The following is a 12,346-nucleotide window of genomic DNA, read 5'->3' as shown; positions in this document are numbered from 1 at the left end:
GCGCCCGGCGGGACCGGGCGCGCTTTGCTTCAACTGACGCGACGTGCGTTAGTCGGTCGAATACTTGAACTCGGGCATCGCCTTCAGCTCGTCCTTGCTGGCGCTGATCACGGCGTGATCCGGGTACCAGGGGTTCGGCTTCGACGTTGCCGCCGCAGGCGCGGCGCCTGTCGTGGTGGTCTTGCTGGTGCTGCTCGTGTTCGACGACGTGGTGGTCGAGGCGACCGGCTCGTTGACAAACTTCACCTTGTCGAGCGGCAGCGCGACCAGATGCTCGCCGACACCAAGGAAGCCGCCGACGCCGACCACGACCGCCTTGATCGCACCGCTCTTCTCCATCAGCAGGTCGTTGATCGAGCCGACGCTCTCGTTCTTGTCGTTATAGACGCTGAGACCGACGACCTTCGACGCACGCCAGTCACCCTTGAAGGAGACGGACGTCGTGCTGGTCGTGGTTGTGGTCGTCGTGCTCGCCGGCGGCGGCGAGGCGTTGGTCTTGTCGCTCTTGGTGTCGGTCGGCGTCTGCGCAAACGCAACGGTCGCAAGCAACGCCGAGCCGGCAACGCCGGCAACGAATGATTTGACTAACATGTGTGGCTCCTCCTCAGTTCGCAAAATCGATGCGTGGAGAACCCGTCATCCTCGCAAGTGTTCCTACGAAAGATGCGATCAAAAGCCGCCGTATTGCGAGGGAACGTACGCCAGGCAACACAGCCGCCGGTGAAACCGAACATCAGAAGCTGAAGGCTTGGAGCTTGCGCCGAACCCGCAGTCTTTCATGGAGCGCGCAGGCATTCGCATGCGACGCGTCGGCGAGACGCGGCCTGCCTAAGTGTGCACGGCGCGTTGCCGCGCGATCAGAAGCCGCCCCAATAGGGCGGCACGCCGTAGAAGCGATGCAGCTCGACTTCCTGCGACCGGTCGCCCCAATCGAAATCCTTGTCGGCGCGGAACGAGGGCGCGCGCTTCAGCTCGTCATCCTCGATATCGAGCTCATAGGCCTCGAACTTGAGGTTGTAGTGCAGCCGGCCCCAGGGCAGCGGAATGAGGTTGGTTCCGATACCGAGGAAGCCGCCGAAGCTCAGCACCGCGTACGACACCTGCCCGGAGATCTTGTCGATCATCAGCCGCTCGATATGGCCGATCATGTCGCCGTTGGGCCGGCGCACCGCAGTGCCCTCGACGCGATCGCTCGCAATGAGCTGATGCGGCCTGGTCTGGACCTCGACAGCCATTTCACCCTCCCAGCCTTCAAGTCTCTAAGCTGAATCAACGCGCTGCCCGAATACGGGTTCCGGCCTGGTCTGAGGACCGGGCCAGGACCGAGGTGGCCGGCCCGCCACCGGAACCTCCAAATACGGGAAAGGATAGGAAAACTGTCTCTCCGGCCGATTATCGGCGAGTTCCGCGCAGCGGTCCCGGAACGGACTTGAGCTGGGCTGGTTGAAGTCGGGTGATTCCGATGGAGATCATGCGATGTTCAAGGCAGAGCGATCCATCATTCGCTGCAGGTGCGGCCAGGAGCTGACGAACCTGCGATCATTTCCCGACAACCAGACGGGAACGCGTTTTCTCACAGAGCGTTGCGAAGCCTGCGGTGAGATCGTGGTGGTGCTGGCGGATCAAAACCAGGGAGCGACGCGATGAGCCGGAAGACATTGCAAGCTCGCACCGAGCAGGCGCTCGTCGTCATGACCCTGAGCACCGCGACCCTGATCTCATTCTTCGTCCTCGCGCTGTCCCGGATGTGAGAGATTCGGATGATCCGGCCGGTCAGCGCGACCGCGCCGTCCCAAGCGTTTCGAACAACGTCTGTTGCCACCAATCGCTTTCAATCTGATCGAGCACGGCAAGATCGAGCCTCGGCTTCAGGGCGCTGTTTCTCGGCAAGACGATCGCATAGCTCTCGCTGCTGAAGCTGGTATCCACGACACGGACCGAACCGGAAAAGTCGTTGCGAACCATCCAGGTCAGCAATGGCTTGTCGTGGACGAAGGCATCGATCTCGTTGCGTCCCACCGCGGACAGGCCACTTTGAACATCCGGGAATGCGCGAAAGGAAAGCCGCTGGCGGCCCAGATAGCCTGTCGTCGCCGAGTTCGCGACCGCACCGACACGCACGGAGCGCAGGTCGTTAAAGCCGTGAACGGCGCCTTCTAGTCCCCTGCGCGTCAGGGTCGAGGTGATCCCGGCGGTGAATACGGCGATCGCGATGATGGAGGCGATCATCCACGCCATTGCGACGATCCGGCCCGGGAGAGTCGTCGGTGCATTCTGGGCCGCGCCGGCCTGGGTCATGGCGATCGTCGACCACCAGAAGCTGGAGGCAAGTCCCTTGGCGCCACCCGCGAAATGTTCCGTCTTCCGCCGCTCCAGCACCCAGATGAGGAAGCCGACCGCCATTGCGAAACAGAGCAGGATTCCGACAGCCTGGAAAAAGCCGAAGGACAGCAGCGCGCGTCCGATCGAGACCCACGGATTCTCGTTGATCGGAACGGCGATCCCGATCCCCGTATTGTAGAAGGGTTGAGTAAAATCGACGCTGCGCGCGCGTTCAGCAGTTACGGTGATGGCGGCGACACCGGCGTCGTAGGTGCCGTTGGCGACACCGTCCAGCAGCGCGGGGACATCATCGGCTTCGACCAGGCGAAACCGCAGATGCTCGCGATCGGCAATCTTCTTCCACAGCGCGATGCTGATGCCGCTCCACTCCCCGTTCGGCTGCTTGATCGCAAATGGGGGCGCCGACTTGGTCGCCACCACCAATTCCTTGCCGGCGGCGGCATTCTCCTGGGCCAGCAGCACGTGTGGGCCAAACGCCAGCAGAACCAGCACGAAGCACAGGACGGCGCGAAACGACGCCAGCGGAACCAGCTCAAATCGATCAGACGAATTCATTGCAAACCCCGGTGCGCACCTCGCGTCCTACTAGGTCAGCGCTATTTGGCAATTCCGCGGATGCCTCGGCGAATTCGTCGCGAGGGACCGATGCCTGTCCCCAATCTCGCCGGGAAACGACCGGAGAGGAGAGATGGCTGCCGAACCATGGATTGCAGAGGCGCGTCGTGTTCCGTGCCGCGCGCGGCGACGCGGCCTCATTTTTGCCCAAGAAAATGAGCGGTCTAGAGCCGGATTGAAAGTCGTTTCAGATCAAGTTTTTCTGCAGTTCATTTGGAATGGAACTAGCGTCATGGCCTCGATCGATGGCATGGGTTACTTGGCGTCGGCTCTTGTCCTGCTCACGTTCTGCATGAGCACCATGTTGAGCCTGCGTGCGGTTGCAATCTGCAGCAACCTGGCGTTCATCAGTTATGGACTTGTTGCCGGAATTTACCCGGTGCTCCTCCTCCACATCATCCTGCTTCCGTTGAACGTGGTGATGCTGGTCCAGATGGCGAGCCTGCTTCGCAAGGCCAAGCGGGCCGCGGCAACCGATCTCTCTCCGAACTGGCTGCAGCCGTTCATGCGGGCCAAGCATCTCAAGGCAGGGGAGACGATCTTCAGAAAAGGGGATCATGCCGACCTGCTGTACATGGTCGTGTCGGGAGAGGTCAGCCTTCCGGAAATCGATCGACGGCTGCGTGCCGGTGACCTGTTCGGAGAGATCGGACTGTTTTCCGTCGAACGGCGCCGCACGCAAACCGCGCTGGCAGCGACCGATCTGGATTTGCTCTGGATCAGCGACGGGGCGCTCAAGAAGCTCTGCGAACGCAATCCGGGACTGTCGCTGTATTTCCTGCGACTGACCGCCAGCCGAATGGCGGAGAATGCCGATCGCGCGAGCGCAGCCGCCGCCTCGCCCGCGTGAGGTAAATTCGGCTGTTTCTTCAAAGCATTGCGTTGATGACAGAACGATAACTTTTCACCGCAAGTGCGAGCTGTTAACTCCAGTAACCGGGCAAGAATTTCAGAAACAAACTGAAACAAAAATCCTGAGCCGCTTTCCCCGAATCACGGACAAAAAGATCGGTATGACCCAGGCCACGCCCAATATCCTTGTCGTCGAGGACGACCGCGAGACGCGGACCCTCATCGCAAAGTATCTCCGCACCAATTCCTGTCATGTCACCACCGCGTCCGACGGACGCGAGATGGCCCGCGCGATGACCGATCATCGCGTCGACCTTTTGGTGCTCGACGTCATGCTGCCGGGCGAGGACGGGCTCAGCCTGTGCCGCAAGGTGCGTGCGGAGTCGCAGACACCGATCATCATGCTGACGGCGCGCGGCGAGGACGTCGACCGCATCCTCGGCCTCGAGATGGGCGCCGACGACTATCTGGCCAAGCCGTTCAACCCGCGCGAGCTGCTGGCGCGGATCAATGCGGTGCTGCGCCGCCAGGCCGCGGCGCGCAACGCCAGCGCGATCGAGGGCGCGACCGTGCTGACCTTCCTCGGCTGGAAGATCGACATCCGCCTGCGCGAGCTGCGCAACCCCGAGGGCGCGCGCGTCGCCATGACCAGCGCCGAGTTCGACCTGCTCCGGACGTTCTGCGAGCGGCCCGGCCGCGTGCTGTCGCGCGATAGCCTGCTCGACCTGACCCAGGGCCGCAGCGCCGGCTCGTTCGAGCGCTCGATCGACGTTCTGGTCAGCCGCATCCGCCGCAAGATCGAGCCCGATCCGCAGGAGGCCACCATGATCAAGACGGTGCGGTCCGGCGGCTATGTGTTCACCCCGCGGGTGGAGGCGGTTGCCGCCGCGAGCAACTGATACCGGCCATGAAGCTGCTGCGCGTCCTGACACTGCGGGGTATCGGCGCACAGATGGCGGCGCTGGTAGTGGTGTCGATCGTCGCACTGCACCTGATCATCACCGCGACCTTCCTGATCCATCGGCCGGACCAGGTCGACCCGCCGGATCGCTGGCACACCCAGCTCGCCGCCGCCGCGCAGCTGTTGGGACGCGCTCCGGCATCGGAACGGCCGCGGCTCGCGGCCGACGTCACCCGCGCCTTCCCGCAGCTGGCGATCGGCGACCTGCCGGACGAGACCGTCCCGATGGCCGACCCCGATGCGCAGAGCCTTCACGCGCTGCGGCGGCTGGGCCCCGGCTATCACGTCTTCCTGCTGCCGCGCGAGCCGGGCGTCACGCCGCATGACGGCGAGACCCGCCGCGTCGCGATCCGCCTCCCCGACGGCGACATGATCGCCGCCAACCTGATGCCGGATCCGCACATGCGTCCGTTCTGGGGCGGCCCGTGGATGATGACGGTGCTGTTCGCCGTGATCAGTGTCACCCTGCTCAGCCTGTGGGCTGCATGGGCGCTGACGGCGCCGCTGTCGACCTTCGTCAAGGCCGCGGAGACCTTCAGCCTCGACGGCGCGGCAGCACCGCTGCCCGAGCGCGGGCCGGAGGAGATCCGCTCGCTGGCGAAAGCGCTCAACCGGATGCGCGAGCGCATCACCGCCCTGATCGACGACCGCACCAGGACGCTGGCCGCGATCAGCCACGATCTGCGCACGCCGATCACGCGGATGCGGCTGCGCGCGGAGTTCATCGAGGACGAGACCCATCGCCACCGCATGCTGCGCGACCTCGACCAGATGCGCTCGATGCTGGAATCGGTGCTGTCGTTCCTGCGCAACGACCGCAAGCTCGAGGAGATGACGCTGGTCGACATCGCGAGCACGCTGAATCTGGTCACCGACCAGTTCGCCGACATGGGGCACAAGGTCAGCTACACCGGACCGCAGCATGCGATGGCGACGGCGCGGCCCGCCGACCTGCATCGCTGCATCACCAATCTGGTGGAGAACGCGGTACGCTTCGGCGGCGAGGTCGCGGTCCGGCTCGACGCCGCCGGCGACCGTCTCGCCATCGACATCGAGGACGACGGTCCCGGCATTTCGGATGCGCACAAGGCGAGCGTGCTGGAGCCGTTCGTGCGCGGCGACAATGCGCGCAACATGGACGAGGCCGAGGGTTTTGGCCTTGGGCTGTCGATCGCCAACGCCATCGTGCTGGCGCACGGCGGCACACTGTCGCTGCACGATCGCAAGCCGCATGGGCTCGTCGTGCGGATCGAATTGCCCGCACACCGCCAGCCGCAGCAGCTGCAGAAATCCGCGGCCTGATCAGGCTCGAGCATGATCCGGAAAAGTGGAAGCCGGTTTTCCGGAAAGATCATGCTCAAACAAAGAGGCGCGCTCAGGCAGCCAGCGGCGTGAGCTGCGCATCGTCGTAGATCGCGACGGCTTCGAAACGGTAGTCGCAGGCGCGGCAATTCCACAGGTAGGACGTGCGTCCGTCGCCTTGCTCGACCCAGTCCGGCCGTGCAATCGGCTTGCCGCATTGCGCACAGGGATTTTCACGAGGCATGAAGCCAAAATCCTGGCGAGCCATGGCGCATCTCCCGAGTAGCGTTTTTATATGCTTTGGAATGGACAGTCGTGCTGACTCAACACGTGCACGCTATCTTCATCCATTGTAGACCTCTGTTGAATCGTTTGCACGACAATCCGTGTGTGCGACGTGCGGCAAAATCGATCCTGACAATTTGAGGCAGTTCGTCATCCTCTTCCGATCCCGGAAATCATCGGACGTATCCGCTTCCATCCCGGCGCGGCTTTTGCCACATTGCTGCCCGCTCGGCGTACCAATGAAACCGCAGAACCTGACGCACTGAATTTTCTCTGACCGAAGTGACATGAAGACATTTCAAACTCTTGGTTGGCTCGCCGCAATCGCGGTGCTGTCGCCCTGCGCAACTGCGAACGCGCAATCGCGCGCGCAATACGAGGCGATGGTGGCCACGGAGGCCCAGGCCAATCTGGTGCCGGAAGAGTTGGTGCATCGCGTCATCGTGCGCGAGAGCAAGTATCACCCGCAGCTGATCGGGCGCGGCGGCACCATCGGGCTGATGCAGATCAAGCTCGGCACCGCGCGCGGGCTCGGTTACACCGGCACCGCCGAGGGCCTGCGCGACCCCGCGACCAACCTCAAATACGGCATCAAATACCTCGCCGGCGCCTTCCGCGCCGCCAATGGCAATCACGACCGAGCCGTGCGTTATTTCGCGGGCGGGTATTACTACGTCGCAAAGCGCCAGCGCGGTGCGCACCTGAACGAGGCGAAGCATGGCGGCGTAAGTGCACCGCCGAAGGAACTCGCCAGGCAGGATCAGGTGACCGCCGATACCGCCGAGGCGAAGCCGGAACAGGCTGCAAAATAAGCTCTTTGGCGCCAGTGCCCACGCCGCGATGCGCGGCGTGTTCCACTCACTGATCGTCGCGCTTCGGCAGCGCACCCGCGTCCGTACGCCCCACCGAAACCGCGGCGCCCGGTTCTCGATGCGGTTCCTGGCATACACGTTGACACGCCCAGCCATCCGCCTACATTAGAGCCGTTCCGAGGGGTGCTCCGAGGAGGAGCTGAGATACCGCAAGCTTGGACCCGCCACAGTGGCGGTTAGTCCGGGACCGCGGTGACCCTTTGAACCTGATCCGGGTCATGCCGGCGAAGGGACAGGGATGTTTCAGACGTCAAGACCGCGGGGGGATTCCCCCGTCTCCATCATCGGCGCAGGCATAGCCGGCGCCTGGCATGCGCTGCTGCTCGCAGACGCAGGACGTTCCGTCACTCTGCATGAGCGCAGTGACGCCGCGATGACGGAATCCACAAGCCACTGGGCCGGCGGCATGCTCGCGCCTTGGTGCGAGGCCGAGGGTGCCGAGCCGGTGATCTCGCGCCTCGGCATCCGTTCGCTCGATCTGTGGCGGCAGCATTTTCCCAAAACCCCGTTCAACGGCTCGCTGGTGGTGGCGCATCCGCGCGACCGCGCCGATTTCGAGCGCTTCGCCCGCATGACCTCCGGCCACCGCCGGCTTGATGCTCAGGGCGTGCGCGAGCTCGAGCCTTCGCTGGAGGGCCGTTTCCGCGAGGGGCTGTTCTATCCGGACGAGGGCCATGTCGAGCCGCGCCGGGTGCTGCCGCAGCTGCATGACGCGATCACCAGGGCCGGCGGCGCCATCAGGTTCGGCAGCGATGCCGAGGCCACCGATCTCGACGGGCTCGTGATCGACTGCCGCGGCCTCGCCGCACGCGACCGCGCCCCCGGGCTGCGAGGCGTCAAGGGCGAGATGATCATCATCGAGACCTCCGAGGTCGAGCTGGCGCGCCCGGTGAGGCTGATCCATCCGCGCTGGCCGCTCTACGTGATCCCGCGCGGCGACGGCCGCTTCATGCTGGGCGCGACCTCGATCGAGGCCGAGGACACGGGCGTCAGCGTGCGCTCGGCGCTGGAGCTGCTGGGGGCCGCCTATGTGGTGCACCCGGCGTTCGGCGAGGCGCGCATCGTCGAACTCGGCGCCGGGCTGCGCCCCGCGTTCCCGGACAATCTGCCCAGGATCAGGATCGAGCAGGAACGCATCACGGTGAACGGACTCTACCGTCATGGCTTCCTGCTGGCGCCGGCGCTGGCCGAGCTGACGCTCGCCTACCTTTCGCGCGGCGAAATCGACAATGAGGTGATGCAATGCGCGTGATCGTTAACGGCGAGCAGCGGGACATCAGCGCCGCCAGCGTCGCCACGCTGCTGAGCGAGCTCGATTACGAGGGCACCCATTTCGCGATCGCGCTGAACTACGACGTGGTGCCGAAAAGCCGCTGGGCCGAGACCGCGCTGAAAGCCGGCGACGAGATCGAGATCATCACGCCGCGGCAGGGAGGGTGATGGTGATGAACGCGCGAACTCTCCCCTCGTCGTCCCGGCGAAAGCCGGGACCCATAACCACGACCGGTTATTGCTACGAAGAACGTCGCGCCGCGTGCCTCATTGCAGGGCCGCGGCGTATGGGTCCCGGCTTTCGCCGGGACGACAGCACCATTTGAGGAGACGCCGCGCACATGGTCACCTTCTACGGCAAATCCTTCCCCTCCCGTCTCCTGATCGGCACGGCGCTGTATCCCTCGCCCGCGATCATGCAGAACGCGATCCGCGCATCGGGCGCGAGCATCGTCACGGTGTCGCTGCGGCGCGAGGCGGCGGGCGGCAAGACCGGGGATGCGTTCTGGTCGCTGATCCGCGAGCTGGGCGTCACCGTGCTGCCGAACACCGCCGGCTGCCGCAGCGTGAAGGAAGCCGTCACCACCGCCAAGCTGGCGCGCGAGCTGTTCGACACGCCCTGGATCAAGCTGGAAGTGATCGCCGACAACGACACGCTGCAGCCCGACGTGGTCGGCCTGGTCGAGGCCGCCGGCATCCTGATCAAGGACGGTTTCGAGGTGTTCCCCTATTGCACCGAGGACTTTTCGGTGGCCTCGCGCCTGGTCGACGCCGGCTGCAAGGTGGTGATGCCGTGGGCCGCGCCGATCGGCAGCGCCAAGGGCATCATCAACCGCGACGCCTTGAGGCTGCTGCGCGACCGGCTGCCCGACATCACGCTGGTGGTCGATGCCGGCATCGGTGCGCCGTCGCATGCTGCCGAGGCGCTGGAGCTCGGCTACGACGCCGTGCTGCTCAACACCGCCGTCGCAAAGGCCGCCGATCCCGTCGCGATGGCCAACGCCTTCCGCCTCGGCGTCGAGGCCGGCCGCACCGCCCATGAAGCCGGGCTGATGGAAGCCCGCGACTTCGCCTCCCCCTCCACCCCTGTCGTTGGGACACCGTTCTGGCATGCCGTATCCTGATCGCCACGCGTATCCTGATCGTTTCTATCCCGTCGTCGACACGGTCGCCTGGGTCGAACGGCTGACAAAACTCGGCGTCGGCACCATCCAGCTCCGCGCCAAGGAGCTCGACGACGGCGCCGCGCTGCAGATCGTCACCGACGCGCTGGCGGTGACCAAGGGCACGCCGACGAAGCTCGTGGTCAACGACTACTGGCGCGCCGCGATCGTCGCCGGCGCCGAGCATCTGCATCTCGGCCAGGAGGACCTGGCCGATGCCGACCTAGCCGAGATCCGCAACGCAAAACTGACGCTCGGCATCTCCACCCACGACGACGCCGAGCTCGCCACCGCGCTCGCCGCGAAACCCGACTATGTCGCGCTCGGCCCGATCTTCTTCACCACGCTCAAATCGATGCGGTTCGAGCCGCAGGGCATCCCGAAGATCACCGAGTGGAAGAAGCGCATCGGCTCCATCCCTCTCGTCGCGATCGGCGGCATCAAGTTCGAGCACGCGGCCGAGATCTTCGCCGCCGGCACCGACTCGATCGCCGTCGTCAGCGACGTCACCCAGCACGCCGACCCCGACGCCCGCGTGCGGCAGTGGCTCGGCCTCAACGCGGAGGCCGTGTGATGGGCGGCTTCGCACACTCTCCATCCCGTCACCCTGAGGAGCGCGCTCTCGCGCGCGTCTCGAAGGGTCGACGGCCCGGCTCGTTCATCCTTCGAGACGCGCTTCGCGCTCCTCAGGATGACGAGGTCAACTGCATTCACAAGAGTTAAAACGGAGGAATCCTTATGAACATCCGCTCCAACCCCGAAAGCACCCGTCCCGCCGTCACCACCGGCGCGCTGCCCGCCTCGCGAAAGATCTTCGCAACGCCGGAGGCCGCGCCTGATCTGCGCGTGCCGCTGCGCGAGATCATGCTGTCCGAAGGCGCCGGCGAGCCGAACCTGCCGGTCTATGACACCTCGGGCCCCTACACCGACCCGGCCGTCACCATCGACGTCAACGCCGGCCTGCCCCGCAATCGCCTCGCCTGGGTCAAGGAGCGCGGCGGCGTCGAGGAATATCAGGGCCGCGACATCAAGCCGGAGGACAACGGCAATGTCGGCGCCGCGCATGCCGCCAAGGCATTCACCGCACACCATGCGCCGCTGCGCGGGCTCGACGGTCACAAGATCACGCAGCTCGAGTTTGCCCGCGCCGGCATCATCACCAAGGAGATGATCTACGTCGCCGAGCGCGAGAATCTCGGCCGCAAGCAGCAGCTCGAGCGCGCCGAGGCCGCGCTTGCCGACGGCGAAAGCTTCGGCGCATCGGTGCCGGCCTTCATCACGCCGGAGTTCGTGCGCAGCGAGATCGCGCGCGGCCGCGCCATCATTCCGTCGAACATCAATCATGCCGAGCTCGAGCCGATGATCATCGGCCGCAACTTCCTGACCAAGATCAACGCCAATATCGGCAACTCGGCGGTGACCTCGTCGGTCGAGGAGGAGGTCGACAAGATGGTGTGGGCGATCCGCTGGGGCGCCGACACCGTGATGGACCTTTCGACCGGCCGCAACATCCACACCACCCGCGAATGGATTTTGCGCAACTCACCGGTGCCGATCGGCACCGTGCCGATCTACCAGGCGCTGGAGAAGTGCAACGGCGATCCCGTCCAGCTGACCTGGGAGCTCTACAAGGACACGCTGATCGAGCAGTGCGAGCAGGGCGTCGACTACTTCACGATCCACGCCGGCGTACGGCTGTCCTACATCCACCTCACCGCCAACCGCGTCACCGGCATCGTGTCGCGCGGCGGCTCGATCATGGCGAAGTGGTGCCTGGCGCATCACAAGGAGAGCTTCCTCTACACCCATTTCGAGGAGATCTGCGACATCATGCGCAAGTATGACGTCTCGTTCTCGCTCGGCGACGGCCTGCGTCCCGGCTCGATCGCGGACGCCAACGACCGCGCGCAGTTCGCTGAGCTCGAGACGCTCGGCGAACTCACCAAGATCGCGTGGGACAAGGGCTGCCAGGTGATGATCGAGGGCCCCGGCCACGTGCCGATGCACAAGATCAAGATCAACATGGACAAGCAGCTCAAGGAGTGCGGCGAGGCGCCGTTCTACACCCTCGGGCCGCTGACGACGGACATCGCGCCGGGCTACGACCACATCACCTCGGGCATTGGCGCCGCGATGATCGGCTGGTTCGGCTGCGCCATGCTCTGCTACGTCACGCCGAAGGAGCATCTGGGTCTTCCGGATCGCAACGACGTCAAGACCGGCGTCATCACCTACAAGATCGCCGCCCACGCCTCCGATCTCGCCAAGGGCCACCCCGCCGCCCAGCTCCGCGACGACGCGCTGTCGCGCGCGCGTTTCGACTTCCGCTGGGAGGACCAGTTCAACCTCGGCCTCGATCCGGACACCGCAAAGAACTTCCACGACGAGACCCTGCCGAAGGAAGCCCACAAGGTCGCGCATTTCTGCTCGATGTGCGGTCCGAAATTCTGCTCGATGAAGATCACCCAGGACGTCCGCGACTACGCCGCGTCGCTCAACGACAAGGAACAGGGCATGGCGCAGATGAGCGCAAAGTTCAAGGAAATGGGCGAGAGCGTGTATCTGGATGCGGAGAAGGTGAAGGAGAGCAATCGGGTGTTGTGACCTTCATCGCTCGTCATGCCCGGGCAACAGTGCGAAGCACCTCATCGCGCCAGATGACCCGGGCATCCATCGAAAAC

General features: G+C 64.7%; 14 protein-coding genes and 1 riboswitch. Of the genes, 10 read left to right on the top strand and 4 right to left on the bottom strand.

The features are described 5' to 3' along the window. Window positions 1–48 precede the first annotated feature (48 nt). The gene (locus tag JQ633_RS02375) at window positions 49–591 is read right to left on the bottom strand and encodes a PRC-barrel domain-containing protein (RefSeq protein ID WP_211981920.1); all 543 of its coding nucleotides are present in this window, start codon (window positions 589–591) and stop codon (window positions 49–51) included. Between the two features lie 266 nt (window positions 592–857). Next, window positions 858–1,235: a PRC-barrel domain-containing protein gene (locus tag JQ633_RS02370; RefSeq protein ID WP_211981919.1), complete on the bottom strand. Its 378-nt coding sequence runs from the start codon at window positions 1,233–1,235 to the stop codon at window positions 858–860. Between the two features lie 241 nt (window positions 1,236–1,476). On the opposite strand from JQ633_RS02370, the gene JQ633_RS02365 reads away from it, so the two are divergent. Further along, window positions 1,477–1,647, top strand: coding sequence for a hypothetical protein (locus JQ633_RS02365; protein ID WP_211981917.1), 171 nt, complete (start codon window positions 1,477–1,479; stop codon window positions 1,645–1,647). A gap of 126 nt (window positions 1,648–1,773) precedes the next feature. Here the strand turns inward: JQ633_RS02365 and JQ633_RS02360 are convergent, their stop codons facing one another. Next, window positions 1,774–2,898 (bottom strand): transporter substrate-binding domain-containing protein, encoded by a 1,125-nt coding sequence (locus JQ633_RS02360; protein WP_211981915.1) that lies wholly within the window; start codon window positions 2,896–2,898, stop codon window positions 1,774–1,776. Between the two features lie 292 nt (window positions 2,899–3,190). Between JQ633_RS02360 and JQ633_RS02355 the strand changes: the two genes are divergently transcribed. The 3 genes from JQ633_RS02355 to JQ633_RS02345 all read left to right on the top strand — a co-directional run bounded on the left by JQ633_RS02355 (window position 3,191) and on the right by JQ633_RS02345 (window position 6,073). Continuing rightward, window positions 3,191–3,808 carry a cyclic nucleotide-binding domain-containing protein gene (locus JQ633_RS02355; protein WP_211981912.1) on the top strand — a complete coding sequence of 206 codons (618 nt, stop codon included), beginning with the start codon at window positions 3,191–3,193 and terminating at the stop codon, window positions 3,806–3,808. A gap of 163 nt (window positions 3,809–3,971) precedes the next feature. Next, a complete protein-coding gene (locus tag JQ633_RS02350; RefSeq protein ID WP_211981910.1) occupies window positions 3,972–4,709 on the top strand; it encodes a response regulator in 738 nt (245 codons plus the stop codon). A gap of 8 nt (window positions 4,710–4,717) precedes the next feature. Next, window positions 4,718–6,073: an ATP-binding protein gene (locus JQ633_RS02345; RefSeq protein ID WP_211981908.1), complete on the top strand. Its 1,356-nt coding sequence runs from the start codon at window positions 4,718–4,720 to the stop codon at window positions 6,071–6,073. A 73-nt stretch (window positions 6,074–6,146) separates the two neighbouring features. On the opposite strand, the gene JQ633_RS02340 is transcribed toward JQ633_RS02345, so the two are convergent. After that, window positions 6,147–6,341, bottom strand: coding sequence for a hypothetical protein (locus JQ633_RS02340; protein ID WP_211981907.1), 195 nt, complete (start codon window positions 6,339–6,341; stop codon window positions 6,147–6,149). Between the two features lie 304 nt (window positions 6,342–6,645). Between JQ633_RS02340 and JQ633_RS02335 the strand changes: the two genes are divergently transcribed. The 6 genes from JQ633_RS02335 (at window position 6,646) to thiC (ending at window position 12,269) form a co-directional block, all read left to right on the top strand. Next, window positions 6,646–7,170, top strand: coding sequence for a lytic transglycosylase domain-containing protein (locus JQ633_RS02335; protein ID WP_211981905.1), 525 nt, complete (start codon window positions 6,646–6,648; stop codon window positions 7,168–7,170). Between the two features lie 169 nt (window positions 7,171–7,339). Then, a riboswitch (TPP riboswitch) is annotated at window positions 7,340–7,481 on the top strand. After that, window positions 7,469–8,482: an FAD-dependent oxidoreductase gene (locus JQ633_RS02330; RefSeq protein ID WP_211981903.1), complete on the top strand. Its 1,014-nt coding sequence runs from the start codon at window positions 7,469–7,471 to the stop codon at window positions 8,480–8,482. Its footprint overlaps the riboswitch before it by 13 nt. Beyond that, window positions 8,473–8,670: a sulfur carrier protein ThiS gene (gene thiS, locus JQ633_RS02325; protein ID WP_211981895.1), complete on the top strand. Its 198-nt coding sequence runs from the start codon at window positions 8,473–8,475 to the stop codon at window positions 8,668–8,670. Before JQ633_RS02330 ends, thiS begins: the two co-directional genes overlap by 10 nt. Before the next feature lie 173 nt (window positions 8,671–8,843). Continuing rightward, a complete protein-coding gene (locus tag JQ633_RS02320; RefSeq protein ID WP_211981893.1) occupies window positions 8,844–9,626 on the top strand; it encodes a thiazole synthase in 783 nt (260 codons plus the stop codon). Next, a complete protein-coding gene (thiE, locus tag JQ633_RS02315) occupies window positions 9,613–10,239 on the top strand; it encodes a thiamine phosphate synthase (protein ID WP_211981891.1) in 627 nt (208 codons plus the stop codon). The genes JQ633_RS02320 and thiE overlap by 14 nt, the downstream gene beginning before the upstream one ends. A gap of 164 nt (window positions 10,240–10,403) precedes the next feature. After that, entirely contained in the window at window positions 10,404–12,269 is a 1,866-nt protein-coding gene (thiC, locus tag JQ633_RS02310; protein ID WP_211981888.1) for a phosphomethylpyrimidine synthase ThiC, read from the top strand. Window positions 12,270–12,346 lie beyond the last annotated feature (77 nt).

It is taken from the genome of Bradyrhizobium tropiciagri, assembly GCF_018130505.1.
GTDB classification, from domain to species: Bacteria; Pseudomonadota; Alphaproteobacteria; order Rhizobiales; family Xanthobacteraceae; genus Bradyrhizobium; species Bradyrhizobium tropiciagri_B.
Note: the sequence above shows the minus strand (reverse complement) of the source record. Positions and strands in the feature narration are given on the sequence as shown.

What these genes read in the sequence shown, in the direction of transcription:
- JQ633_RS02340 (WP_211981907.1), bottom strand. Translation starts at nt 6,341, where the DNA reads ATGGCTCGCCAGGATTTTGGCTTCATGCCTCGTGAAAATCCCTGTGCG.
- thiE (WP_211981891.1), top strand. Translation starts at nt 9,613, where the DNA reads ATGCCGTATCCTGATCGCCACGCGTATCCTGATCGTTTCTATCCCGTC.
- JQ633_RS02350 (WP_211981910.1), top strand. Translation starts at nt 3,972, where the DNA reads ATGACCCAGGCCACGCCCAATATCCTTGTCGTCGAGGACGACCGCGAG.
- thiC (WP_211981888.1), top strand. Translation starts at nt 10,404, where the DNA reads ATGAACATCCGCTCCAACCCCGAAAGCACCCGTCCCGCCGTCACCACC.
- JQ633_RS02330 (WP_211981903.1), top strand. Translation starts at nt 7,469, where the DNA reads ATGTTTCAGACGTCAAGACCGCGGGGGGATTCCCCCGTCTCCATCATC.
- JQ633_RS02355 (WP_211981912.1), top strand. Translation starts at nt 3,191, where the DNA reads ATGGCCTCGATCGATGGCATGGGTTACTTGGCGTCGGCTCTTGTCCTG.
- JQ633_RS02320 (WP_211981893.1), top strand. Translation starts at nt 8,844, where the DNA reads ATGGTCACCTTCTACGGCAAATCCTTCCCCTCCCGTCTCCTGATCGGC.
- JQ633_RS02345 (WP_211981908.1), top strand. Translation starts at nt 4,718, where the DNA reads ATGAAGCTGCTGCGCGTCCTGACACTGCGGGGTATCGGCGCACAGATG.
- JQ633_RS02335 (WP_211981905.1), top strand. Translation starts at nt 6,646, where the DNA reads ATGAAGACATTTCAAACTCTTGGTTGGCTCGCCGCAATCGCGGTGCTG.
- JQ633_RS02370 (WP_211981919.1), bottom strand. Translation starts at nt 1,235, where the DNA reads ATGGCTGTCGAGGTCCAGACCAGGCCGCATCAGCTCATTGCGAGCGAT.
- thiS (WP_211981895.1), top strand. Translation starts at nt 8,473, where the DNA reads ATGCGCGTGATCGTTAACGGCGAGCAGCGGGACATCAGCGCCGCCAGC.
- JQ633_RS02365 (WP_211981917.1), top strand. Translation starts at nt 1,477, where the DNA reads ATGTTCAAGGCAGAGCGATCCATCATTCGCTGCAGGTGCGGCCAGGAG.
- JQ633_RS02360 (WP_211981915.1), bottom strand. Translation starts at nt 2,898, where the DNA reads ATGAATTCGTCTGATCGATTTGAGCTGGTTCCGCTGGCGTCGTTTCGC.
- JQ633_RS02375 (WP_211981920.1), bottom strand. Translation starts at nt 591, where the DNA reads ATGTTAGTCAAATCATTCGTTGCCGGCGTTGCCGGCTCGGCGTTGCTT.